This window comes from Nocardia sp. NPDC004722 (genome assembly GCF_053601505.1).
The window spans coordinates 1-20,959 of sequence record NZ_JBSGBY010000001.1; the positions used below are offsets into that span (position 1 = coordinate 1).

Here is a 20,959-nt window from a genome sequence, read left to right on the forward strand (position 1 = left end):
CGGCCGCGGACAGACTGGACAGTGCCGCGTCGCTCAGGGGCGTCACTTTCCAGTTGGCTTCTTCGCGGACAACCGCCACTGCGAACCCTTCCACGTCGTCGTTTTCGTCCGACGCCGCCCTGTTCGTGCTCGAGCGCTGTGCTGCCATGGGCGCAACGGTAGTCCGCTTCGGGGGAAATGTTGAAGTCGTATGCGAATCTGATCGGATGACGGGCACTTCCAAACCAGCTGTCTGCGTCCTCGGTACCGGTTTGATCGGGGGTTCGGTGCTGCGCGCCGCCGCCGCGGCCGGGTACGAGGCGTTCGGCTACAACCGTTCCGAGGTCGGCGCGAAGGCCGCCAGACTGGACGGCTACGACGTGACCAGCGACGTGTCCGCGGTGCTCACCCGCGCCGCCGACCGCGACGCGCTGATCGTGATCGGCGTGCCCATGCCGGCCATCGACGCCGTGCTCTCGGATGTGAAGACCTACGCCCCCCACTGCGTGCTGACCGATGTGGTGAGCGTGAAGGCCCCGGTCGCGGCAGCCGTACAGCGCCATGAGCTGGGCGCGAAGTACGTGGGCGGCCATCCCATGGCCGGGACCAGCGAATCCGGTTGGGCGGCATCGAGTCCCGACCTGTTCAAGAACGCGGCCTGGGCGGTCAGCGTGGATCCCGGTGTGCACGCCGACCACTTCCGGCGTGTCGCGCGGCTGGCCCTGGATTGCGGCGCGGTGGTGGTGCCGGTGCTGGCGGTGGAACACGACCGCGCGGTGGCTCGCATCTCGCACCTACCCCATGTCCTGGCCGAGGCCCTCGCCATCGAGGGTTCCAACGGCGGCCCGCTGGCCCTGGGCCTGGCGGCCGGGTCCTTCCGCGACGGCTCCCGGGTCGCCGCCACCGCACCCGACCTGGTCCGCGCCATCTGCGAACCGAATGCGGCGGCCCTGCTGGACGTCCTGGACGACACCCTGGAAGTACTGACCCAGGCCCGCGACAGCCTCCGCGCCAACGGCACTCTCGCCGAACTGGCCGAGGCCGGGCACGACGCCCGCACCGAATTCGACGACCACGAGCGCTGGGTGATCACCGATATCCGCCCCGGTGAGCACAACTGGCTCACCAAGCTGATCGACGCCGGACGCTCCGGCGGCGTCCTCACCGCGCTGGACTAGATCCGTTCGGCCAGGCCCGGATAGTCGAGCAGGAAGCCGTCCTCGTCGACCGTGACGGTGGCCGAGGAGACCGGCGACAGCACGTGGATGCCGTCCGGTCCGCTGCTGTAGGTGAGGCTGGCTTCCTGCACCAGCAGGTCGGGCAGGCGCACGTAGACGACGGGGACCTGCACGTCCTCGCTGGCGTGCGCCAGCCCGTAGCGGCGGATGGGCAGGGTGTTGAAGAACGGGCTCAGCACCACGTCCACGTCCAGCGCACCGCCGAAAGTGGAGCGGACGTGGGTGTTTCCGGCGTCGATGAGCCAGTAGTCCTCCTCGTCGCGGGCGATGGAGGCGTGCCGTTCCCCGGTGGCGAGGGTGCTGCGCAGCGAGAGTCGCTTGGTGACCCCGAGTTCGTCGGTGACCAGGTCGTAGGAGGCGCTGAAGGCTGGGTGATCCTCGCAGTCCCCGGCGATGATGCGGCCCGCGGCCCGAATCCGATTGCCGCTCAGCACCACCCGGGCCGACTCCATCCGCGACGCATTGTGTGCCCGCCAGGTGAGAATGGCAGGCCACCGCGGCGCACCCGGCTTGGCTTCCGCATTCCCGTTATCCGTCACGCCTATCACCGTAGTTCCCTCCGCCCGCCCGCCCGCGCTCCCCGGCCGGTATCACTCCTCGTGCGCGACATCGTGATCAACATGCAATGGTGCCGACCGGTTCTCGGCGTTTGCGCACGCCATCGCCTGCTGATCAACCGCCCGAGTGATAGCGAACGGCTCTGGGCGGGGGCCGGGATGGGTGTTGGTCACGGTGCGGGCGAGGGGACTCGAGTAACCTCCTCTGGGCACGGGGGGACTCCGGGGTGAAAGGGACTGTTGTGACGGGCGCGCGGATGGTCGGCCTGTTCGCCGGCATCGGCGGGCTGGAGCTCGGGCTCGCGGCGCACGGGTGGCGCAGTGAACTGCTCTGTGAGATCGATTCCGGGGCGCAGGCGGTGCTCGCCGCGCATTTCCCCGATGTGCCACTGCATTCCGATGTGACCAAGCTGCGCGCGCTGCCGTCGGGGACGGAGCTGGTGGCGGCCGGATTCCCCTGCCAGGACCTCTCGCAGGCCGGGCGCACCGCCGGAATCACCGGCGCCCGTTCGGGTTTGGTCGACGAGGTGTTCCGTCTGGTCAAGCGCAAGAAGGGCCCGCGCTGGCTGCTCATCGAGAACGTGCCGTTCATGCTGCAGCTCGGCGGCGGCGCGGCCATGCGCCACATCACCGATGCCCTCACCGAACTCGGCTACACCTGGGCCTACCGGGTGGTGGACGCGCGCGCCTTCGGGCTGCCGCAGCGGCGGGAGCGGGTGCTGATGCTGGCCTCGCGCACCGAGGATCCGCGGCCGGTGCTGTTCGGGGCGGACGCGGGGCCGCGCGAGGTCGGCGATCCGCTGCACGATCCGTGCGGCTTCTACTGGACCGAGGGCAACCGCGGCCTGGGCTGGGCGGTGAACGCGGTGCCGACGCTGAAAGGCGGTTCGGCACTGGGCATCGCGAGCCCGCCTGCGGTGCGGCTGCCGTCCGGTGAGCTGGTGACGCCGGGGATCACCGACGCGGAGCGGTTGCAGGGCTTCGACCGGGATTGGACGACACCGGCTTTGGCGGTGCCGGGGGTCCGCAAGGGCCATCGCTGGAAGCTGGTCGGCAATGCGGTGAGCGTGCGAATGGCGTCCTGGATCGCCGAGCGCGTCACCAACCCCGCCGACGATCCGTATCCCGACGGCGAACCGCTGACCCGCCGCAGCTGGCCGACCGCGGCCTGGGGGCACGGCGGGGAGGTGCGGCGGGTTCCGGTGTCCACCTGGCCCGTTCACGCGCCGTACGAGGATCTGCGCTGGTTCCTCGATGATTCCCGGCTGCTGTCGGCGCGGGCGACCGCGGGGTTCCTGCGTCGCACCGCCATGGGTTCGCTGCGCTTCCCCGACGGTTTCCTCGAGGACGTCGCCAACCATCTCGAGCGCATGGGAGGCGCACCGCGCGAAGCCGCGTGAGGCATCTTGCCGAGGGTGGCCGCCGTCAGCAGGATGGCCTGATGGCAGACGCACGCCCGACGACGGACGCCGCGACCAGTGCGCGCATGGCCAGACAACGGCGGGTGGGCACGAAACCGGAGATCGCGCTGCGACGGGAATTGCATCGCCAGGGAAAGAGGTTCTTCGTAGATCGGGCTCCGCTGCCCGGTCTGCGGCGGCGGGCCGACCTGGTGTTCCCGCGGCGGAAGGTGGCGGTCTATGTGGACGGGTGCTTCTGGCACAGCTGCCCCGAGCATGCGACACGCCCGAAGAACAACGCCCGGTGGTGGGCCGAGAAACTGGCGGGGAACGTGGCCCGCGACCGCGACACCGATTCGCGGCTGGCGGCGGCGGGCTGGACCGTGGTGCGGGTGTGGGAACACGAGTCCCCGGAATCGGCCGCCGAGCTGGTGATGCGGGCCCTGGCACGCGGCATGTGACGGACATGTTTCCGAATGGGAGACAATGGTCGGTATATCGGACAGGCTGACCAGTCCGAACAGGGCAACTCCGGGCAGGGAGTACGAGTAAGCGAGGCCAGCGAAAGCGAGCGCGGTGATGACGCCAACCGAGCAGAAACTAGCCGACGCGGCTCCGAGCACGACAGCTCGGCAGCCGCGATGGCGACGGGCGCTGCGATGGCTCATCGCGATCTTGATCGCCGTCGCCGGACTCGGCTATTCGTCCTGGGTGCTGGAGTTCATCCTGCCGATCGACAGCAACCCCACCAATACCTTCCTCAGCCAGCTGGCCGAGAAGGGCGCACCGTTCCGCTGGGTGTTCTCCACCGGCGACACCGTGTCCGGTTCGCTGCTGGTGGCGGCGGGAATCGGTGGCCTGCTGCTGTTCTCGCGGCGGCTGTACTCGAATATCGGCTGGGCGGCCCTGACCTGCTTCGGCCTGTCCACCATCGCGGACGCCCAGTGGCCCATCGAACCGGAGGATCCGGACGGGCCGAAACGGTATGTCGACACCGGACTGTTCCCGCAGCTGCATCAGATTCACGCGCTGACCAGCACGCTGGCCGTGTTCTCCATCTATATCGCCATGTTCGCGTTCACGGTGGCGGCCTTCAAGTACCGGCGCTGGCCGATCCTGCGGCACACCGGCCTGTGGATTCTGATCGTCGGTTCCGCCGTGACGGCGTGGATGCTGATCGCCGACAATCTGCCCGGCAACTACGGACTCGGCATCGCGCAGCGCATCCAGGTCGGGGCGATGTCGCTGTGGCTGGTGGCGCTGGCGGTGCAAATCGTTGTCGCCGAACGGGATTCCGGGGTGTCGAACCACTAGGGTCGCAGGTGTGACCAGCGACGCATCGCAACTCGCCGACACCACCGCCCAGCTCGATATCGTCGCCACCGCGACCACTCGACTGCTCCCCGCGGTCGCCGCCCTCGGCGAGGCCGACCTGGCCGAGCCCTCCCTGTTGCCCGGCTGGACCCGCGGCCATGTGCTGGCCCATCTGTCCCGCAATGCCGACAGCCTGGTCAACCTGCTGCTGTGGGCCCGCACCGGCATCGAAACCCCGCAGTACGCAAGCCAATTCCTGCGCGAGGCCGATATCGAGGCCGGTGCGCCCCGCCCGCTGCGCGAACAGCTCGAGGACCTCACCGCATCGCACGAGCGCTGGCTGGCCCTGGCCCGGGTGATGCCCGCCGACCGCTGGTCCACCCTGGTCCGCAATCGCGCCGGCGGCGAAATCCCCGCCACCCGCGTGGTCTGGATGCGCCTGCTCGAGGTCGAGATCCACCATGTGGACCTGAATCTCGGCTACACCCCCGCCGACTGGCCCGCCGACTTCACCACCCGCCTGCTCGCCCAGTCCGCCACCGAGGTCAAGCCCGCCGACGGCACCGGCTTCACCGTGACCGCCACCGACACCGGCTTCACCGCCACCATCGGCACCCCCGCCACCACCGTCACCGGCCCCGCCGCCGCCCTCGCCGCCTGGCTCATCGGCCGCTCCCCCGGCACCGACCTCACCGGCGACCTCCCCAACCTCGCCGCCTGGAAATAGGACGCCAAAAGCCAGGAGCCCCACACCATTCGGTGCGGGGCTCCTGTACTGCGCGCCCGGAGAGACTCGAACTCCCAACCTTCTGATCCGTAGTCACATCTAACGGGGTGTAAAGTCCCATATCCCACGGGTTCCGGTCGGGATATCCTCAGGTCAAGCAGGCAATCGCATGGAATGTGGTGCGGTTGCACGTAGGTAGATGTCGGCAGTATCTATCGGTAGTGCCGATTGTCGGCAGTGCCGAAAACGGCCCCGCTGACACTCCCGCTGCGATCGAAAACCTGACGAAGGAACCCCGTGCCGAAGAGCAAAACCAAGCGCGTGCCCAACGGCGCCCCCAGCTGCACCTGGCGGCCGGCCAAGGGAGTCTATGAAGCCTCCCAGGCCAATCCCAACGCCGAGAACGACGGCCCGCGGCGGCTCTCCGCGTATAGCAAGGACTACGACGAGGCCCTCGAGAAACTCCGCGACATGGTTGACCGGGCGCGACAGGGCCTTGCCCCCACGACCGGTAACGGGACCGTGGAGTGGTGGATGCGGCATTGGATCGACGACATCGCCAAGAAGCGGCTCACTCCCAAGACCCGAGGCGGCCACAAGTCGATCATCGAGGCGCACATCATCCCGCTCATAGGGGACACACGGCTGAAGAAGCTGACCTCCGACGACCTCGATGACATGTACATCGAGATCGTCAAGCGGATCCGCAAGGAGTACAACGGCCGCTGGGACGGCATCGCCACCGCTCGGCTCGCGCACCGCATCATGCACTCCGCACTCCATGACGCCTACCGGCGCGACGAAATCGCCCGCAACATAGCCGAGTTCGCGAACCCGCCATCAGCACCGAAGAGCAAGCGGCGCGCCATGGCCGCTGAGCAGGCCAAGCATCTGCTGCGCAGCGCCTACGAAGCCAAACACCCCTACACCGTCGCTCTGGCCGTGCACCTGTTCACCGGCGTGCGCCTAGGCGAGGTGCTGGGCCTGACCTGGGACCGTGTGGCCCTCTCGGAAACCGCCGACGGCATGGGCGGTTGGGTCGACTTCGAATGGCAGCTCCAGTCCCACACCAAGACCCACGGATGCGGTGTCGAGCACGAGGAGAAGGGCTGGCCGTGTGGCAAGAAGCGCGGCGCGTCCTGCCCGCAAGGCTTCTTCGATTTCAACGTCGACTACGAGCACCAGCACCTCATCGACAGCATGTTCCTCACCCGCCCGAAGTCCGGCGCTGGCATCCGGAAGCTGCCGACGACCCCGCAGCTCAATGCGTTCCTAATGCTTCAGGCGCAGCTGACACGCAACCGCCCGGACAACAAGTACAACCTGGTCTTCCTCGATCCCCGTAGCGACGCAGCGCCTTCCGAGGACGGCCGCCGCAACTGGGGCGCGCGTCCGCTGCCGCCGCGGTACGCCTGGAACCTCTACAAGGAGTGCGCCAAGCTGGCCGGCCTGCCGGAGGACCTGCTCGTGCACGAAACCCGCCACACCACAGCCACATTGCTACACGAGGCTGGCGTCGACCCGAAGACCATCCAGATGATCCTGGGCCACACCGACGTGGCCACAACCCTGATCTACACCCACATCGGCCAGGCCACCGCGCGAGACGCTCTCGACCGGCTGGACGCCTTCCTGGCCCTGGACATGAAGCCGCAGTCGCTCGGAATGGCGTTGTCCGCCTAAAGGAAAACCCCCGCAGATTCACCGGACTGCGGGGGTTCAAACCACCCCAGGGAGATGGGAGATCCCCTGAGAACCTGAACCCTACCCGACCTGCCCACATAGGGCGAAACCCATTCAGAAAAGCGCGAACCCCCGCCGAGCGCCCACTCCGCGGGGGTTCAAAACACCAAGTAGAGGTTGGTGCATCTTCATGCTAACTCGCGCTAAGGACTCGCTCTCGCGCGTCACCGCCGTTCAGGCCGCCGCCACATGCTCGGTCGCCGTCGGCGCGTTCTCATTCCTCATCAGCTACTCCGACCTGTCCGGACTCGCAGAGAAGTTCCACACCGCGCACGCGTGGTCCATCCCGCTAGTCGTCGACGGCCTCGTGATCGGCGCGACCATCGCCGCTGCCGCGTTCAAGGGACGCGGACGCAAAGGCTACGCGTGGACACTGCTGTTCTTCGGCGCGCTGCTATCGGTCGTGGGCAACGGCCTTGCGGCTTGGTACAACTCAGGCTCCTGGATCGGTGTTGCGATCTCCGCGGTGCCGCCGCTGGTGCTGCTGCTGATCACCCACCTGACGATGATGCTGTGGACGGAGTCGAAGGAGACCACCACGTCGGCCGCCACCGTGGCCCCGACCATCGAGCACTCCCCCGAACTGCTTCCGGTCGAGATCCTGGAGGCTGCTCCGGCAGCTTGACTGCACCCGGCCGGGCACACAGACACCTCGCGCACACCGGTGGCCGTACGCGGCATCCCGGCGAGCCGCGGCGTGCCCGCGCGCCTGGCCGGCATCAGCCCCTTCGGCCGCCTCGCAACCCCGCCAGGCGGCCGAGGGGCTCAAGCACGGCCCGCCGTCAGCCGACGCCTCGGTGATCAGGATCCACGGCCACCACCGGCCCAACCCATCGACACGCTCAACGAGAACCAATCCAACGGACTCACGATGAGAGAGCACCGGCGATGACGCACGCCCAGATAGCCCCTCGTACACCGCTTCTCACGCCCATGGAGAATCGTCTCGCATGCAGCGAGGAACGGAGTGACATGATCGCGAACCAGATCGACGCCATCCGGGCGATGATCCGCGACTACCCCGACTTCGCGCCCGATGACCCGCTCGCCAAAGTACGCGTCGCCGCGGCCTTGGCCATCGTCAACCAAGCGGCAGAACTCCGCGTCACTCGATCCGAACTGGCTACCCTGCTCGGGACGGCCCCGACGAACCTGTCCCACCTCATGATGGGCCGCCTGGGCAAGTACACCGTCGAATGGCTTCTGCGGACCGCCAATTCCACCGGCCTGCGCATCGAGTTCGCCTTCACCTCCGATCCCGAGCAGACCGAAGCGCTACGACGCTGGCGGCGGGCACAACTCGACGACTAGCCTCACGGCGAAATCGTGGAGGGAATCGCCACAACCGGTCGTCAAGTTTGCCTTGAGCCGGAACCGAATCGCGTCGTCACCTGCGGATACGATCTCACTTGTGACGGACGAAGTGAAGATGTGCGGGATCTGCGGTGAGAAGCGGTTGCCCGAGGGTGGACTGATGTGCTCCGAGTGCAAGGAGACTATCCAGACACGAAACCGGGATCCGTACGCATGGATGGCCGACCGGGCGGAAGCATAAAAAACCCCAGCCGCCTTGTGGTCGGCTGGGGTACTGCAATCGGAATTATTAGGCGTCGCTCCAGGTCGCAGTGCACGACCAGGTTTCAGTGCTCGTACTGTACTGGCAGTCGACCTGGGCGTTGCCCGCCAGACCCGCGACGATGCAGGTGGTCATCAGACCGCCGGCAACATGCAGGAGCATGATCCCGGCAGGGCGTTCGTACCAACGGCGGCGATCGGGGTCGGGCTGTTCATCATCGCGAGACTTGTTTTCGGTGACCTGAGGCATAACGCTCCTCGGTTGAGGGTAGCCAGAATGCGCATCTGACCTGGACGATGGACAGTTAACCACACTCCGAGCGGTGTTCAAAGTACGGGATACAAAACACGACAACTGGACGATTGATAGAATTCAGTCAACGAGAGACAAAAGGCTGTTCAGATGGCACGACGACCCAAACCGCTTGACCCAAACGGCAGCCCGACCGAGCGCTTCGCGCTGAACCTGCGAGCGCTGAGGGACAGCGCGGGAGCCGACGCGCCCACGATCGAAGACCTCGCGATCGAGGGGAAGGCGTCGAGATCGGCTATGTACAAGGCGATCGGCGGCAATGTCGTCCCTTCACGTGGGACGCTCGCCGTGTTGGTTACCGCTTGGGGTGGCGATGTAGCGACTTGGATGAAGCGTCGTTCGGCCCTTGAGGCGGAAGTCGAATTGCAGCGGCACCTTGCAGGTAGCTGCGACGTCCACACATTGGACCCTGACTCTGAGGATGAGCCCCTCCCCGACATGTTCAGCATCTTTGAGGACGAAGGGCCTGCCACCGGAATCGACGATGTTCTGCTGCGCGACGGCGAGGATCCACTGGTCCAGATGAAGAAGCGGCTGAACGAACTTGTCGAGGAGAGCGGAAAACCCTCGCTCAGGAAGATCAGCGCCGAGGCCAAGAAAGCCGGCGCTCCGGTTTCAGTGTCGACTATCCACAACACCCTGAACCCGGATCAGCAGACCGTGCCCACTCGCGAAACTGTGCGATCGATTATGACCGCACTCAGCATAATCACCGCTGGCGGTGTCGGCGGGGCCGCGACCGGATACGCAACAGGGGTTGCTGCGCGGGCCGTATACACGCTGCTCAGAGCAGCCATCAGGAGCCGGACTGACCAATAGACATAGAGGTCAGCAGGCCCCATCCCGCCTCAGTGACATCGAACCCACCAAAGCAACCACACGCGCACCCTTCGAGCAATCCGCGGTCGATGAGGCGTTGCGCTTTGGCGCGGACGAGTTTGCTTGGCATTTCCGCCTGCTCGCTGTTGCCTGGGCCGTGTTCGATTCGGTAGCCACGCATTTCGAGGATGGCGCACAGGTCGGTGAGCAGTGCCCAGCGGCCTTGGCACCAGTCGATGGCGTAGGCGACGGCGTCGAGGAACTCGCGGTCAGGGATGTCGCGGGCGTGCCGGACAGTGGTGCCACCTGCCGCGGTCTTGAATTCGGCGATCACTGCCGCGGCCGGTACGTCGATGGCGATGTCCGAGATTTCCGACGGGGCCGTGGTGTGGTCGCCGCATGGCTGGCCGCGCCATGTGTCGATTCGAATCGGGTTGTGGTGGCTGGAGATATCGCACACGGTGAACTCGCCGGGGATGCCGGGAAGCAGATGTTCACGGACGAGCTGCCGAAGTACGGCGTGGTCGTCGATCTGGTCCCAGGCGTCGACGTAGTAGCCGAGTTCTTCGATGCTCCAAAGCCATTCCTGCACCTGATCGCCGTCGCTGAATCCGAACTTGGAGAACAGGCTCTCGGCGGTCAAGTGCATATCAGGGAGGCTCATAGTGGCTTTCGTGGCTATTCGTGCTCGTAGAACTCGACGTGGAACCCGTCGCGGGTGGCGGTGATCTCTCCGGGGTCGCCGAAGGATTCCCGCATCTGGTCTTCGAATGCGCAGCTGTGGATCAGCCGGGACAGGTTCTTGTGCGCGAGCTTGATGTCGTTGCGCTGGGTTCCGGCGGGGCCATAGACCATGTCCTCGAAGCAGCCGGGCAGCAGGTCATGCTCGCGGCGGACCCACGGCCGGTAGTGGGTGTCCCAGTAGCCGGGCGGGAAGTCGCCGGAGGTGCTGAAGAATCCATCTCCGTAGTCCCCGCCGTTGTCCTGGCCGACCCACTTCACGAGGACATCGCCGAAGCCAAATTCGCAGGCGTCGCCGTCGTTGAAGTACGGGGTGTACTGGTGCCAGCGGATCGCTTCGACTTCAGCGAAGGCGAGCATGGCGTCGAAGGCGTCAAGCAGTTCCTCAATCGGGCGCTGATCGACGCGTTCCTTGTTGGTGTAGTGGTGGACGTCGCCGGTGATGGGCCGACCGGCGAGGGTGTTGGTGTGGCTCATGCGAATTCCCTTGTCAGAAGGCGCTATCGGAGGTCTCGACGTGGAAGCCGTCGCGGGTGGCGGTGACTATGCTGGGGTCGCCGAAGTGGGCCTGCAACGCGACGTAGTGCTTTTCGCTCTCGAATGCCTCGCTGAGCTCGATGAGTGCGTCGACCAGGCCAGCACTCAGGTGCGGGTAGCGGACGGGCTCGTTGTACCTGTCGGGTCCGATGACGTTGCCGTACTTGATGTCCCAGGCCGAGGTGAAGTGCCGCTGTTCGTCGTCTTCGTCGTCGTCATCGTCTTCGAGGTCGCTGGTGACGCCGTCGATCAGGAACGCCGGTGTCTCGGCGCTGAACTCGCAGGGTTCGCCGTCGTTCCAGCTGGGGGTGTACTGCTCCCACTGGATCTTCTGGACCTCGGGGAAGGCGAACACGGCGTCGAGTACCGCGACGAGGTCTTCGATGGGGCGCTGGTTACCGAACCCGCGGCGGGCGATCTTCCCGCTGATGGGTCGGCCCGCGAGTGTGGTGGGGTGGGCGGCGGTCATGCCGGGTCCTGTTCTGGCGCTATGCCGTGGATCTTGTTGGGATGCGGGAGCGCCTTTTCCAGCAGCTCTTCGCGGCCGATGAATTTGTTGCGTTTGCCGCCCATCCAGACCTTGCAGGTCAGGCACGCTGACCAGTCGGCCGGCGAGGGGAGCCAGCCGAGGTCTTCCACGATGTGGTTCTCGGCGATGTCGCGGACGAGGATCTGTTTGCCCGCACTGTTGGTGATGGTGCGGCCGAACACTTCCTGGGCCATCCAGGGGCCGTGGCTGTTGTGCCGGTACTGGCGGTGGGTGACGTCGCCGACCATGGCCTTGAAGCCGTCGATCCATTCGTGGATGCGGATGTAGTCGTCGGGTGCGCCGCCGAAGTGGCGCGCGGAAGCCTGCGCGTGGAGCCAGGATTGGGCCATCAGCTGGCCTGCGCGGCGCGGGCGGCGGCCACGATGGCTTCCAGGGACACCGACCCCTCAGCGATGGCGCAGGCCATCGCGAGAGCAGCATCAGCGTCGCCGCCCTGGATCTTCTTCACCGCTTCGACGAGGTCGGCGTGGGAGGCAGGATTCATCGAACGGGCACGGTGTTGGCCAGGCCGGTACCGGGCCAGCACTGGAATCCGGCCGGGAGCGCCTTGCCGGAGGACACCAGGTCCAGGCACTTGGCGACCAACACGTTGGGGTCGCGCGAGACCGAGTCCGACAGCACGCGGTTGGCTTGGGCCTGGGCGGCGGCGGTGCGCTGGGATTCCTCGGCGATGCGGGTGGAGGCGATCTGTGCCTGGTAGGCGTTGATCTTGTCCTGGGTGACCTGGTCGAAGTGGACCAGGCTGATGATCACGCCCTGGACGTCGATCCATTTGCCGATCTTGGCCTTGAGCTTGTCGGTGACCTGGCCGGAGAGCTGATCGAGTTTGGGGCCGTCGGCGGCTTCGACGGACAGTGGGTTGTAGCTGGCGAACACGCCATTGATGACCGCGTTGAGTTCGCGGGTGACCAGGCTGTTCTTGATGTTGTCGTCGCTCTGGTAGTCGCGGTAGAGCTCGTCGGCGGCGGTCTGCACGATCCGGTAGCGCACAGTGTTATCCACACAGGCTGTGGAATTGTTGGCGAGTCGGACCGCGGTGCCGCCGTCGCATTTGCCGTCGGCGAATCCGCCGGCCTGCGAATCGGTTCGGATGGTGCCGGATAGCTCGATGACCTTCTGCCACGGGGCGACGGGGTGGATGCCGTTGGGCAGGGTGCCGGTGGGCTTGCCGAACGAGGTGGTGATGCCCACATTGCGGGTGCTGACGACCGTGAACGACGAGAGCCCGAACAGGACGAGAGCGATAGCGCCTGCGATGACGGCGGTGATGGCGCCGCGCTGGCGGACATCCCGATATGACCGGTGCCGGAACACCATCCGCACAGCGAGGGCGACGGCCGCGATGAACAGGCTGGTGCAGCCGAGGGTGAAGAGGAAAGGCACGGAGGCCCTTTCGGGGTTAAGTGCCGACCACGAGGTGGGTGCCGCATGGTCGGCGGCGGTGGCGTGTGGGGATCAGGCGGCAGGGCGCATGTAGTGCATGACCAGGCCGCGCAGGGCCTTGATTTCGCGCTTGTTGCCCTCGACCTCTCCGGCGAGCTGCGCGTTCTCGCGCTGGAGGCTGGCGATATCCGGATTTGCAGCCGTCGGAGCGGTGGAGACGATCGGGGCCTTTGCTGCGACCGGCTCGGCGGTGATGGTGATGACGGGCGCGACGCGGGTCTTGCTGGTGCGCTTGTGCTTTCCGCGGTGGGCCTTGAAGATGCCGGACTCGCGTGCCCAGGCGTGCAGGGTGGATACGGCCGGGCCGTTCTCGAATTCCTCGGCCACGACTACGCATGCGTCGGACTGCTTCATGCCTGCCTGGCGGGCCTGTTCGAGCAGTTCGAGGGCGGTGGACTTGGTCTCGATCGAATACGGGGAGGGGAAGGTGGACATGGCTGTGCTCCAGTTCGGTTGTTGGGGTGTGTGTTTCAGGAGTTGGCGCGGTGGAGGCGCTTCTCGAAGGCGTCGACGGTGAGCCCGAGGTAGGCGCTGAGGCGCTCTGGTTCTGCGATCTTGTAGGCGCGGATGTGGGCGTACTCGGCCTCGAATACATCCGCTGAGGGGCCGATGGTCTGTGGTGGCCCTGGGCTGTTGCGGCGGCGTGCAGCGATCTCAGCGAAGGTGAGATCTACGTCGACTTCCCATGGCCCGCTGGGCTTCTGGGAGTCGAGCATTAGCCCAGGTACTCCCGGAAGGGTGCGTAGGTGTTGGGGCTGCCGAAGGCGTCGCAACCCCAGTTGCCGCCGGTTCCGAGGCCCCATTTGCCTCCGCGGTACTCCCACCGGTCGCCTTCGCAGTCGGTGACGATGACGTCGGCCGGCACGTCAGAGAGGCTGTTCCATGTGCGCGCCTTCTTGGGCGGCTTGGTCCATCCGGCGTTCTCGAGTGCCTGAGCGAACGGGGCCGCGCGGACGATTTGGGACCGGCGGTCGGCAGCCGATAGCTGCTCCCAGGTGCGGGCGGGGCCGATGTCCCAGGGCCGTGTGGGCGGTGCGGCCTCGTAGAACAGCTGGGCGAAGGTGGACTGCCTGACTTCCTCTGCCCGGGTGTCGGATAGGTCTCCTTTTGCGATGACGAGATAGTCGGCGAGGGTTCCGGTCTGGTCCTGGCCGACGCGCGTCTCGAGCCAGCGGACGACGGATTCGAGCTCTTTGGCGGTGGGGGTCGCCACGGCGGGTTCTCCTTTGATGGAACGGTTTTCGTCAGGCAGCGCGGGACGTGCGGGGCTGCCAGATGTCGCGGGCGACGGGACCGAAGACGTTGGGCGCCTGGTCGCGGAGTTCGCGGCCGATCAGCTGAGCGAGCCTGCGGATTTCCTTGTCGACGCCATCCGCGTCGCGCTGGATGAGGAATTCGATCCAGGCGCGGTAGTTGCCGGTGACGACGATTCGGGATTCGGCGTTGTTGGGCAGGTGAGCGCGTGCGGCTTCGCGGGCTTCCTTGTGAGTGGCACCGCGGCCTCGATAGGTCTCGACCCACTTGCGGTACTTAGACAGCCCCGCGTGGGCGGTCTGCTCAAGGTCGTGGATAGCGTCCGGGTCGTTCTCGTACAGCGGCGGGACGATGAACTTGACCTCGTTGCCGTCTACGTATCGCTGAGACAGTTCCGAGCGCGGAATATGCCGGTGGCGGATCAGTTCATGGGTCAGGGTGCGGGATACGCCGGTGATGTAGAAGCTGGCGTTGGCGTGCTCAAGGACGCTCCAATGCTTCTGCCGCAGAATGTTTTTCAGGTATCCGGCGGTGGTGGCGGTCTCGGGGTTGGGGCGTTCCCAAGACTGGTAGCAGGTGCGTCCGGCGAACACCGCCAGTTCCTCGCCGTCATCGCGGGCGTCCTCGCCGGTGGCGTAGTCCGGGACATCCGGGAGCCACAGGTTGGTGGCGGCGATCATGGTGACCTGGGGCTGCACAAACAAACTCACAGCGAGAATCCTATATCCCATGGCATGCATGGGATGGTCGGCTTTACACCCTGAAGATCTTCCGATGTCCTGAAATGCAGAAGACGCCCGGCCATGTATGTGGCCGGGCGTCTAGTGCATGGGATGGATGGAAGTGCTGTCCTACTACGCCTTCTTCGTCCGGGTTACATCTGCTCCAGGGATGTAGGCCCAGATGAAGGATGTGGCACCGGCAACCGCGGACGCGGCCCAGCCTTGGTACTGCTGGGTGGCCGTCGAGTCGACACTGATGAGACTGCCTGCCTTCAGCGTGACATTCACGGCCGTGACGGACACCGCGGTATTGCTCGAGCCCACCCTGGTCGCACTACCGGTTACCAGCGTGCCGTCGATGTTGAGGCGCAAGGTCGCGTCGGGAGTGCCGAGAGCGGGGTTGTTGAACCGGATCGTCGCGGTGACGGTGACGCCCGTACCCGGATTCGGGATCTGGAGCTGCTTTCCGCCCGACACAACCGATTTCGGGTAGTTCGCCGTGTCGGCTGCCCAGCCACTGACCTGCCCGAAGGAGGTCGGCGCACTGTATCCGCTACTGAGTGTGGCCTTGACGGGCTCGAACTTCGCACCGGTCCACAGCTCGGCACTACCGAGACTGATGGCGCGGATCTCGGTGTTGCCGATAGACACTTTCGCGACGGCTGCGGCGCTGATGCTGGCGACCATCAGGCTGTCCTCATGTAGATCGTGTTGGGATCCTTGGTTGCGATGGCGGTGAACTGGGCCTCACTGCCCACCCAGATAGTCAGGGAACGGGCTCCCGAATTGTCGCTTCCTGCAACGTTTCCGGTGGCGAGCTTCGACAGTGCGATGGCAGCACCGGCCGCGATCTTGGCGTTGGTGATGCTGCCGTCGAGGGGGGTGCGCTGATCCGACAGGCGCGGGTCGTCGCCTGCGGCAGCGGTGCCGCCGGTAGTGCCGACGACCAGGCTGGAAGTGCCTGCGCCGATGGTGGATCGGGCGGCGGCGGCCGAGGCGGCGGTGATGACTGCCCGACCGATCGTGGTGGCGTCGGTGATGTCGGCGGATCCGGTAGTGACTGTGCCGGTCCGGCCGTTCACGGTGGACACCGGCGAGGCCGGATAGGTCGCTTCGCGCCAGTTCGACAGCTGCGAAGACGGTTCGCCGATGAGCTGCCAGTCGGTGCCACGGTCGGTGCGTGTGCACCAGTCACCACGCTGCCCGGTCAGTGTGAGCATGGCGGATTGGCTTGCCACCGCACCGAGGAACTCCGTCAGGGCTATGGCGGGCACCATCGCGGCCGGGATCTTTCCGGTGCCGTCGACCTGCACCGCCGAGTCTGCGCGCGAAAGTGAGGTCTGCACAGCCGATTCGAGGTCGGCCTTCAAGATGCCGGATCCGGGCCGCTGGTAGGCGGTAGCGGCTTTGTCGAGTGCGCCCTGCACCGTGGTGTCGAGATCGGTTCTCGGGATCCCGGCAGCGGGTTTGGCGTACTTGCCGTCGAGGGCGCTGATGTCGGCCTTGGTGTTCCAGCCGACGACGGCTGGATGCTCGAAGGTGCCGCCGAGCTCACCGGGGTTCGCCCCGGGCAGCATGATGCCGCCCTTGATTGTCTTGTCGGCGTTCGGGATTCCAGATCCGACTGTTTCGCTGGCGTGCTCGGCCCAGTACTTGGCGGTGGCGGCGTGTTCGCCCGCTTTGGTCTTGGAGTCCGCAGCGGCGCTGGCATCGGTGCGGGTGGTGTCGCGTGCGGCTTGTGCGTCGGTGCGGGCGGCGCTGGCGGAGTTGGCTGAGGCGGTCGCGTCGTCGGCCGCTGTGCGTGCTCCTGCGCGCGAGGTGTCGGCTGCTGTGGCCGAACCTGCTGCGGCGGTGGCGGAATCCGCGGCGTTGCGTGCCGAGGTTGCCGCGGCGGTCGCCGAGGCGGCAGCCTGGTCACGGGACGTGATGGCGGTCGCCGAGGCGGTGCTCGCCGATTTCGCGGTCGCGTCGGCGGCCTTGGCGGAGGCGTCGGCCGCGCCTGCGGCGTTGGCGGCCACGCCTGCGTTGATCAGGGATTCATCGGCTTTGCGGGTGGCGGTGGCTGCGGCGTCGGTGGCGACGGTCAGCGCGGGAATGGGCACGTCGACCGCGGTGGGGGTGGCCGACATGTTGAACCGCAGGCCGGTTGGGGTGGCGGTGATTGCGTCGATGCCGCGGCCGGGGTCGCCCTTGTCTCCACGCAGCGGGGAGCCTTTGCCCTTGGCGGGCCAGGCTGCGCCGTTCCAGAAGTAGACGAGGTTGTCGTCGAGCACGAGGTAGCAGCGGCCGTTGTCGTCGGGGCCGAGGCCGGCGGGCAGCTCGGTGTAGGCGTTCTTGACGCCGTTGAGGTCGATCCCGTGCCCGTCGCGGCCAGCCACAGGCACCAGGACACCGCCGGTGGGCAGGCTCGGTGCTGCGCCGAGAGTGGGGATGTTCGGCGGTACGCCGATGATGACGTCAGTCATGGGGATTCACTTCCATGCCTTGACCTGCCCGGCCGCTAGGTTGTCGGGTTCGGCGGCGGCGTTGGCCTTGAACATCAGATAGACCGGGGTGCGGTCCGGAATCGTGGCCGCCACAGTCTGTTTCACCACTAAGGTGGCGAGGTCTTCCTGAATGGTGAACGGCCAGCGCACGGGCGAGGCGCCGGAGCCGACGAGCAGGTACAGCTCGCAGCCGGGCGGGTAGTTGCCTGCGGCCCAGCGGAATTGCCAGACGAGGCCGGAGTACTTCTTGATGTGGACGACGAGTTTCGGTACGCCGAGACCGATTTCCCATTTGTCAGCCATGGGTTCTCCAGTCGGGGTCATCGGCGGTGAGCGCGTCGTGCAGCTCGTCCATGAAGCAGCCGGTTTGGCCGGGGGTGCACATCATCAGGTAGAGGTCGCCGGATTTGTCGATGCGCTCGAGGGCTTCCATGTCGCGTTCGATGTGGCGAGCGAAGACGACGGTGGCGGCGTTGGTCGCAGCCTCGGTGGGCGGGCCCTGAGGGTCGTAGTCGGGGTCGTCGGACTTGATCGCTGCGTACAGGCCGGGCACCGCGTAGTTGTGGATGTACTTGCGCGCGTGCTCGAGGTCGTGGAATCCGATGTAGCGGCGCGACCCGAACCCGTCGAGCGCGTTGGCGACGAAGAATGCCTTGATGTGCTTGAGCTTGTCGGTCATGGCCTATCGCAGTACGTAGAAGGGAACTTTGTTGGAGTCCTTGTAGGAGAGGTACTTCTCCTCGATGAAGGTCGGCATCTCCCTGTAGCCGCCTGACCAGCAGTAACCTGCGCGCGGCCAAGGCTGCCCGGCTGCGGGCTGGATGTTGTTCTGCGTGATGCACAGAAACGAGCTGCACGTCTGGCCGGTGACGGTGACCTGGATCAGGCCGACGCCGAAGACATCGCCCTGTTTGGCGGTGATCGACGTGCCGAGGTTGAAGCGGTACTCGGTGTTGGTCGCACCGAAGCTGCCGCGCATGTCGACCTTCGCTGAGATCGGGTTGAGCAGGCTCACGTTGCCGTTGGCGGGATCGACCCGGAACACACCGATGTAGAACGCCGTGATCCCGAAGGCCGTGATGCTGTCACCGGTAATGAACCCCACCTCGGTGTAGGTTCGATCCCGTTGTGCCTGGATGAATCCCATCTCCAGGAAGCTCGATCCGTGGCCAGCGGGCTGATAGTCGGGCACCGACCGCAACGAATGAGAGTGCGAGCCGTTTCCACCGCCGCCGCTTGAGGTCGCCGAAGCCGCGCCAAAGGTGAGCAGGGAACGCGGGAAGGTGGTGTCCTCGCCTTTGCCCATCGACGCCCACAGCGGTGAGCCCATCGGCACCTGCGACAGGGAAGGCTTGTCCGACAGCGGATCGTCGACGTTCTGCTTCATGGCGCTGCGGGCGTCGGCGTAGGACTTCTTCACACCGCCGGTCATGAACGCGGTGGCTTTGTCTTTGTCGATGTCGAAGCCGTATTTGGTGCCGAACCGGAACGCGCCGTCGGGCGGATTGCCGATTGGGAAACTCACGGAGTGATCCCCCGCTTCTCGGCGTATTCGGCGAGCGCGGACCGCAATTCGGCGATCTCGACGCGGCTGGCCGTCAGTTCGGCCTTGGTGTCGGCGAGCTCGGTGCGTAGCTCTGCGATCTGGGCTTGATAGCGGGCGGCGTCTTCGCGGGCCTGGGCCAGCACGCTGTCGAGCTGGGCGGCGACGCCGGAGAGCTGGAGCGAGAGCAGCTCGACGCGTTGATCGTTGAGGATGGCGGCAGCGGCCTCGATTCGGGCCTGACGTTGAATGCGCCGCACCCGCGCGCCAGCCACGAATTCGATGACCGGGCGCAGGATTTCGCGGACTTTCGGTACGGCCGCCGCCGCGATCGTGATGACCGCGACGGCGACCGACGCCCACACCACCCAGGGGTGACCGTCTACCGGCATCGGCTATCGGACCTTGTCCGCCAGCTGGTCGCCAGCGACGTTGGTCAGCAGCGAGATCAGCGCGGCCAGACCGGCGGCGCTGACACTGGCAGTCCAGTCCGCGTCCAGCACGCCAGTGAACACCACCAGCGAACCGGCCAGCGACTGCGCGAACGTCTTCACCGCCCGCTTGCCGGAGTCGAGCAGACCTTCACGGGTAAATACATCAGCCATATTCAGTTGTCCTTCAATGTGTTTCAGTTGGCCGGAACCCGGTTGGGGCACTCCGCGACTGCGCAGGTTCGCGCGCACGCGGGCGGGGACTGCTCGGCGAGCTTGTCGACCACGGTCTTGCCGCCGAGCTGCGGCCAGCCGCCGTACTGTCCGGCGTCGCGCTGGCCTGCGCCGCACAGCTGTTCGCGCACGTCCTTGACGTCGCTGCCGATGGGGCCGATGTAGGTGGCCAGGCATTCGTAGATGAGGGCCTTGAGGTCCTCGGGTGTGTAGGGCAAGTCGTCCTCCTGGGAGCCGAATAGCGAGGTGAGTTCCGTGCGGGTGCCGCGGAAGGCGTTGACGTCGAGTACGTATCCGGCGACCTTGCCCTTTTCGGAGAACTGGTAGACCGCCACGGTGTTGCCGCCGTAGCCGCTCCAGCCTGGGTGGTCGTCGCCTGGGTAGAGCTCGCTGGCGTAGCCGGTGCCGTCGACGTAGTGCGAGGACATCAGCGGCGGCAGCCCGGACAGGTCCGGGCGTCCGATGTGGCCGTGCCAGAACCAGCGCGGCAGGTAGATCAGGATCACTCGGTAGCCGCAGGCGGTGAACTCGTCGACCACCGCGCGGGTGAGTTCGATTCCGCCGGAGCCGACTTCGACATCGAGCATCACCGGGATCGCACGGTCGGGTTCGGTCGCGGTGTAGTTGTCGACCTGTTCGCGGGCCGAGACGCCGTCGCGCACATAGTGGTAGGCCGCGAACAGCAGGCCGTTGGCGCGTGCTCCGTCGCGCTGGGCGGCGTATTCGGGGTTGACGTAGTCGCCGCCCTCGGTTGCCTTGGCGATGACGTAGACGAAGCCTTCGGCCTTCACTCGGGCCATGTCGAGGCCGCGCTGATAGGACGCGATGTCGATACCGAAGTGGGTCTGCACGCGATCACCAACCTGGGGTTGTTCGGGTTCGGGGTTCCCGGGCTCGATGGCGCCGGATAGCCATGGCTGCGGGTCGATCTGGGATCCGGCCGCCCACGCGGTGGGGTGGACCTCGAAATGCAGGTGCGGCCCAGTGGATTGGCCATTGGAGCCGACGTAGCCGATCAGCTGCCCGGCCTCGACCCGGTCGCCGCGGCTCAGCCCGGTCGCGTAGGCGTTCCACATGTGGCCGTAGACCGTGGTGCCGCCGCCGGATTCGGCCGGGTGGTCGATCACGATCCACTGGCCGAATCCGGACGCGTCGCCGATGTAGGCGACGGTGCCGGACTGGGCGGCGTAGAACGGGGTGCCGTCGTCCGCGGCGAAGTCCAGGCCGAGATGGCTGGTGCCCCAGCGCGGCCCGAACCCGGACGCGATCGAGTAGGTCCCCTGCTTGAGGGGCATGCAGCGAACCAACGAAGAACTCCCACCAGGGCAGACGCAGCCGCACGCATCTGCGCGG

At 66.3% G+C, this 20,959-nt stretch carries 29 protein-coding genes; 9 read left to right on the forward strand and 20 right to left on the reverse strand.

Annotated elements, in window-relative coordinates:
• The first annotated feature begins 206 nt into the window (after window positions 1-206).
• Window positions 207-1,157, forward strand: a complete 951-nt coding sequence (locus ACWELQ_RS00005; RefSeq protein WP_452394779.1) for a prephenate dehydrogenase — start codon at window positions 207-209, stop codon at window positions 1,155-1,157.
• Here ACWELQ_RS00005 and ACWELQ_RS00010 read toward each other — a convergent pair.
• Window positions 1,154-1,756, reverse strand: coding sequence for a putative glycolipid-binding domain-containing protein (locus ACWELQ_RS00010; RefSeq protein WP_452394780.1), 603 nt, complete (start codon window positions 1,754-1,756; stop codon window positions 1,154-1,156). The two genes, ACWELQ_RS00005 and ACWELQ_RS00010, sit on opposite strands and share 4 nt — an antisense overlap.
• 275 nt (window positions 1,757-2,031) lie before the next feature.
• Here ACWELQ_RS00010 and ACWELQ_RS00015 point away from each other — a divergent pair, with 275 nt between their 5' ends.
• The 7 genes from ACWELQ_RS00015 to ACWELQ_RS00045 all read left to right on the forward strand — a co-directional run bounded on the left by ACWELQ_RS00015 (window position 2,032) and on the right by ACWELQ_RS00045 (window position 8,269).
• On the forward strand, window positions 2,032-3,174 hold the full coding sequence (locus ACWELQ_RS00015) for a DNA cytosine methyltransferase (RefSeq protein WP_452394931.1): 1,143 nt from the start codon (window positions 2,032-2,034) through the stop codon (window positions 3,172-3,174).
• 41 nt (window positions 3,175-3,215) lie between these two features.
• Window positions 3,216-3,635, forward strand: a complete 420-nt coding sequence (locus tag ACWELQ_RS00020; protein ID WP_452394781.1) for a very short patch repair endonuclease — start codon at window positions 3,216-3,218, stop codon at window positions 3,633-3,635.
• 118 nt (window positions 3,636-3,753) lie between these two features.
• Complete coding sequence (locus tag ACWELQ_RS00025; protein WP_452394782.1) at window positions 3,754-4,488, forward strand: DUF998 domain-containing protein; 735 nt, start codon at window positions 3,754-3,756, stop codon at window positions 4,486-4,488.
• A 10-nt stretch (window positions 4,489-4,498) separates the two neighbouring features.
• Window positions 4,499-5,215, forward strand: coding sequence for a maleylpyruvate isomerase family mycothiol-dependent enzyme (locus ACWELQ_RS00030; protein ID WP_452394783.1), 717 nt, complete (start codon window positions 4,499-4,501; stop codon window positions 5,213-5,215).
• 297 nt (window positions 5,216-5,512) lie between these two features.
• A complete protein-coding gene (locus ACWELQ_RS00035) occupies window positions 5,513-6,898 on the forward strand; it encodes a tyrosine-type recombinase/integrase (RefSeq protein ID WP_452394784.1) in 1,386 nt (461 codons plus the stop codon).
• 190 nt (window positions 6,899-7,088) lie between these two features.
• Window positions 7,089-7,583, forward strand: coding sequence for a DUF2637 domain-containing protein (locus ACWELQ_RS00040; RefSeq protein ID WP_452394785.1), 495 nt, complete (start codon window positions 7,089-7,091; stop codon window positions 7,581-7,583).
• Between the two features lie 347 nt (window positions 7,584-7,930).
• Entirely contained in the window at window positions 7,931-8,269 is a 339-nt protein-coding gene (locus ACWELQ_RS00045; protein WP_452394786.1) for an XRE family transcriptional regulator, read from the forward strand.
• Between the two features lie 292 nt (window positions 8,270-8,561).
• Here the strand turns inward: ACWELQ_RS00045 and ACWELQ_RS00050 are convergent, their stop codons facing one another.
• Entirely contained in the window at window positions 8,562-8,783 is a 222-nt protein-coding gene (locus tag ACWELQ_RS00050; protein WP_452394787.1) for a hypothetical protein, read from the reverse strand.
• A 153-nt stretch (window positions 8,784-8,936) separates the two neighbouring features.
• Between ACWELQ_RS00050 and ACWELQ_RS00055 the strand changes: the two genes are divergently transcribed.
• The gene (locus tag ACWELQ_RS00055) at window positions 8,937-9,665 is read left to right on the forward strand and encodes a hypothetical protein (protein ID WP_452394788.1); all 729 of its coding nucleotides are present in this window, start codon (window positions 8,937-8,939) and stop codon (window positions 9,663-9,665) included.
• On the opposite strand, the gene ACWELQ_RS00060 is transcribed toward ACWELQ_RS00055, so the two are convergent.
• From ACWELQ_RS00060 to ACWELQ_RS00145, 18 genes are all read right to left on the reverse strand, one after another.
• Window positions 9,643-10,314 (reverse strand): hypothetical protein, encoded by a 672-nt coding sequence (locus tag ACWELQ_RS00060; RefSeq protein ID WP_452394789.1) that lies wholly within the window; start codon window positions 10,312-10,314, stop codon window positions 9,643-9,645. The two genes, ACWELQ_RS00055 and ACWELQ_RS00060, sit on opposite strands and share 23 nt — an antisense overlap.
• Before the next feature lie 29 nt (window positions 10,315-10,343).
• Window positions 10,344-10,883, reverse strand: a complete 540-nt coding sequence (locus ACWELQ_RS00065; protein ID WP_452394790.1) for a hypothetical protein — start codon at window positions 10,881-10,883, stop codon at window positions 10,344-10,346.
• A 13-nt stretch (window positions 10,884-10,896) separates the two neighbouring features.
• Complete coding sequence (locus ACWELQ_RS00070) at window positions 10,897-11,412, reverse strand: hypothetical protein (RefSeq protein ID WP_452394791.1); 516 nt, start codon at window positions 11,410-11,412, stop codon at window positions 10,897-10,899.
• Complete coding sequence (locus ACWELQ_RS00075) at window positions 11,409-11,822, reverse strand: DUF6915 family protein (RefSeq protein ID WP_452394792.1); 414 nt, start codon at window positions 11,820-11,822, stop codon at window positions 11,409-11,411. Before ACWELQ_RS00075 ends, ACWELQ_RS00070 begins: the two co-directional genes overlap by 4 nt.
• Window positions 11,822-11,977 (reverse strand): hypothetical protein, encoded by a 156-nt coding sequence (locus tag ACWELQ_RS00080; protein ID WP_452394793.1) that lies wholly within the window; start codon window positions 11,975-11,977, stop codon window positions 11,822-11,824. The genes ACWELQ_RS00075 and ACWELQ_RS00080 overlap by 1 nt, the downstream gene beginning before the upstream one ends.
• A complete protein-coding gene (locus tag ACWELQ_RS00085; protein ID WP_452394794.1) occupies window positions 11,974-12,876 on the reverse strand; it encodes an SPFH domain-containing protein in 903 nt (300 codons plus the stop codon). The genes ACWELQ_RS00080 and ACWELQ_RS00085 overlap by 4 nt, the downstream gene beginning before the upstream one ends.
• A gap of 72 nt (window positions 12,877-12,948) precedes the next feature.
• Complete coding sequence (locus ACWELQ_RS00090; RefSeq protein WP_452394795.1) at window positions 12,949-13,371, reverse strand: hypothetical protein; 423 nt, start codon at window positions 13,369-13,371, stop codon at window positions 12,949-12,951.
• A gap of 35 nt (window positions 13,372-13,406) precedes the next feature.
• Window positions 13,407-13,652 carry a hypothetical protein gene (locus ACWELQ_RS00095; protein ID WP_452394796.1) on the reverse strand — a complete coding sequence of 82 codons (246 nt, stop codon included), beginning with the start codon at window positions 13,650-13,652 and terminating at the stop codon, window positions 13,407-13,409.
• Window positions 13,652-14,149: a hypothetical protein gene (locus ACWELQ_RS00100; protein WP_452394797.1), complete on the reverse strand. Its 498-nt coding sequence runs from the start codon at window positions 14,147-14,149 to the stop codon at window positions 13,652-13,654. Before ACWELQ_RS00100 ends, ACWELQ_RS00095 begins: the two co-directional genes overlap by 1 nt.
• Window positions 14,150-14,180: 31 nt before the next feature.
• A complete protein-coding gene (gene thyX, locus ACWELQ_RS00105) occupies window positions 14,181-14,900 on the reverse strand; it encodes an FAD-dependent thymidylate synthase (RefSeq protein ID WP_452394798.1) in 720 nt (239 codons plus the stop codon).
• Window positions 14,901-15,044: 144 nt separating this feature from the next.
• The gene (locus tag ACWELQ_RS00110) at window positions 15,045-15,599 is read right to left on the reverse strand and encodes a hypothetical protein (RefSeq protein ID WP_452394799.1); all 555 of its coding nucleotides are present in this window, start codon (window positions 15,597-15,599) and stop codon (window positions 15,045-15,047) included.
• Window positions 15,599-17,377 carry a phage upper tail fiber protein gene (locus tag ACWELQ_RS00115; RefSeq protein ID WP_452394800.1) on the reverse strand — a complete coding sequence of 593 codons (1,779 nt, stop codon included), beginning with the start codon at window positions 17,375-17,377 and terminating at the stop codon, window positions 15,599-15,601. Before ACWELQ_RS00115 ends, ACWELQ_RS00110 begins: the two co-directional genes overlap by 1 nt.
• A 6-nt stretch (window positions 17,378-17,383) precedes the next feature.
• Window positions 17,384-17,701, reverse strand: coding sequence for an LtfC-like domain-containing protein (locus ACWELQ_RS00120; RefSeq protein WP_452394801.1), 318 nt, complete (start codon window positions 17,699-17,701; stop codon window positions 17,384-17,386).
• Window positions 17,694-18,077: a hypothetical protein gene (locus ACWELQ_RS00125; protein ID WP_452394802.1), complete on the reverse strand. Its 384-nt coding sequence runs from the start codon at window positions 18,075-18,077 to the stop codon at window positions 17,694-17,696. Before ACWELQ_RS00125 ends, ACWELQ_RS00120 begins: the two co-directional genes overlap by 8 nt.
• Window positions 18,078-18,080: 3 nt before the next feature.
• Entirely contained in the window at window positions 18,081-18,923 is an 843-nt protein-coding gene (locus tag ACWELQ_RS00130) for a hypothetical protein (protein WP_452394803.1), read from the reverse strand.
• Window positions 18,920-19,333: a hypothetical protein gene (locus ACWELQ_RS00135; RefSeq protein ID WP_452394804.1), complete on the reverse strand. Its 414-nt coding sequence runs from the start codon at window positions 19,331-19,333 to the stop codon at window positions 18,920-18,922. Before ACWELQ_RS00135 ends, ACWELQ_RS00130 begins: the two co-directional genes overlap by 4 nt.
• Window positions 19,334-19,336: 3 nt before the next feature.
• Window positions 19,337-19,546 carry a holin gene (locus ACWELQ_RS00140; RefSeq protein ID WP_452394805.1) on the reverse strand — a complete coding sequence of 70 codons (210 nt, stop codon included), beginning with the start codon at window positions 19,544-19,546 and terminating at the stop codon, window positions 19,337-19,339.
• A 23-nt stretch (window positions 19,547-19,569) separates the two neighbouring features.
• Window positions 19,570-20,901 carry a peptidoglycan DD-metalloendopeptidase family protein gene (locus ACWELQ_RS00145; protein ID WP_452394806.1) on the reverse strand — a complete coding sequence of 444 codons (1,332 nt, stop codon included), beginning with the start codon at window positions 20,899-20,901 and terminating at the stop codon, window positions 19,570-19,572.
• Window positions 20,902-20,959 lie beyond the last annotated feature (58 nt).

Bases quoted from the DNA above. Each gene is read 5' to 3' on its own strand.
- ACWELQ_RS00120 (WP_452394801.1), bottom strand. From the start codon at position 17,701: ATGGCTGACAAATGGGAAATCGGTCTCGGCGTACCGAAACTCGTCGTC.
- ACWELQ_RS00095 (WP_452394796.1), bottom strand. From the start codon at position 13,652: ATGCTCGACTCCCAGAAGCCCAGCGGGCCATGGGAAGTCGACGTAGAT.
- ACWELQ_RS00065 (WP_452394790.1), bottom strand. From the start codon at position 10,883: ATGAGCCACACCAACACCCTCGCCGGTCGGCCCATCACCGGCGACGTC.
- ACWELQ_RS00110 (WP_452394799.1), bottom strand. From the start codon at position 15,599: ATGGTCGCCAGCATCAGCGCCGCAGCCGTCGCGAAAGTGTCTATCGGC.
- ACWELQ_RS00115 (WP_452394800.1), bottom strand. From the start codon at position 17,377: ATGACTGACGTCATCATCGGCGTACCGCCGAACATCCCCACTCTCGGC.
- ACWELQ_RS00015 (WP_452394931.1), top strand. From the start codon at position 2,032: ATGGTCGGCCTGTTCGCCGGCATCGGCGGGCTGGAGCTCGGGCTCGCG.
- ACWELQ_RS00060 (WP_452394789.1), bottom strand. From the start codon at position 10,314: ATGCACTTGACCGCCGAGAGCCTGTTCTCCAAGTTCGGATTCAGCGAC.
- ACWELQ_RS00075 (WP_452394792.1), bottom strand. From the start codon at position 11,822: ATGGCCCAATCCTGGCTCCACGCGCAGGCTTCCGCGCGCCACTTCGGC.
- ACWELQ_RS00040 (WP_452394785.1), top strand. From the start codon at position 7,089: ATGCTAACTCGCGCTAAGGACTCGCTCTCGCGCGTCACCGCCGTTCAG.
- ACWELQ_RS00145 (WP_452394806.1), bottom strand. From the start codon at position 20,901: ATGCCCCTCAAGCAGGGGACCTACTCGATCGCGTCCGGGTTCGGGCCG.
- ACWELQ_RS00050 (WP_452394787.1), bottom strand. From the start codon at position 8,783: ATGCCTCAGGTCACCGAAAACAAGTCTCGCGATGATGAACAGCCCGAC.
- ACWELQ_RS00070 (WP_452394791.1), bottom strand. From the start codon at position 11,412: ATGACCGCCGCCCACCCCACCACACTCGCGGGCCGACCCATCAGCGGG.
- ACWELQ_RS00005 (WP_452394779.1), top strand. From the start codon at position 207: ATGACGGGCACTTCCAAACCAGCTGTCTGCGTCCTCGGTACCGGTTTG.
- ACWELQ_RS00025 (WP_452394782.1), top strand. From the start codon at position 3,754: ATGACGCCAACCGAGCAGAAACTAGCCGACGCGGCTCCGAGCACGACA.
- ACWELQ_RS00125 (WP_452394802.1), bottom strand. From the start codon at position 18,077: ATGACCGACAAGCTCAAGCACATCAAGGCATTCTTCGTCGCCAACGCG.
- ACWELQ_RS00135 (WP_452394804.1), bottom strand. From the start codon at position 19,333: ATGCCGGTAGACGGTCACCCCTGGGTGGTGTGGGCGTCGGTCGCCGTC.
- ACWELQ_RS00080 (WP_452394793.1), bottom strand. From the start codon at position 11,977: ATGAATCCTGCCTCCCACGCCGACCTCGTCGAAGCGGTGAAGAAGATC.
- ACWELQ_RS00045 (WP_452394786.1), top strand. From the start codon at position 7,931: ATGATCGCGAACCAGATCGACGCCATCCGGGCGATGATCCGCGACTAC.
- ACWELQ_RS00090 (WP_452394795.1), bottom strand. From the start codon at position 13,371: ATGTCCACCTTCCCCTCCCCGTATTCGATCGAGACCAAGTCCACCGCC.
- ACWELQ_RS00140 (WP_452394805.1), bottom strand. From the start codon at position 19,546: ATGGCTGATGTATTTACCCGTGAAGGTCTGCTCGACTCCGGCAAGCGG.
- ACWELQ_RS00055 (WP_452394788.1), top strand. From the start codon at position 8,937: ATGGCACGACGACCCAAACCGCTTGACCCAAACGGCAGCCCGACCGAG.
- ACWELQ_RS00020 (WP_452394781.1), top strand. From the start codon at position 3,216: ATGGCAGACGCACGCCCGACGACGGACGCCGCGACCAGTGCGCGCATG.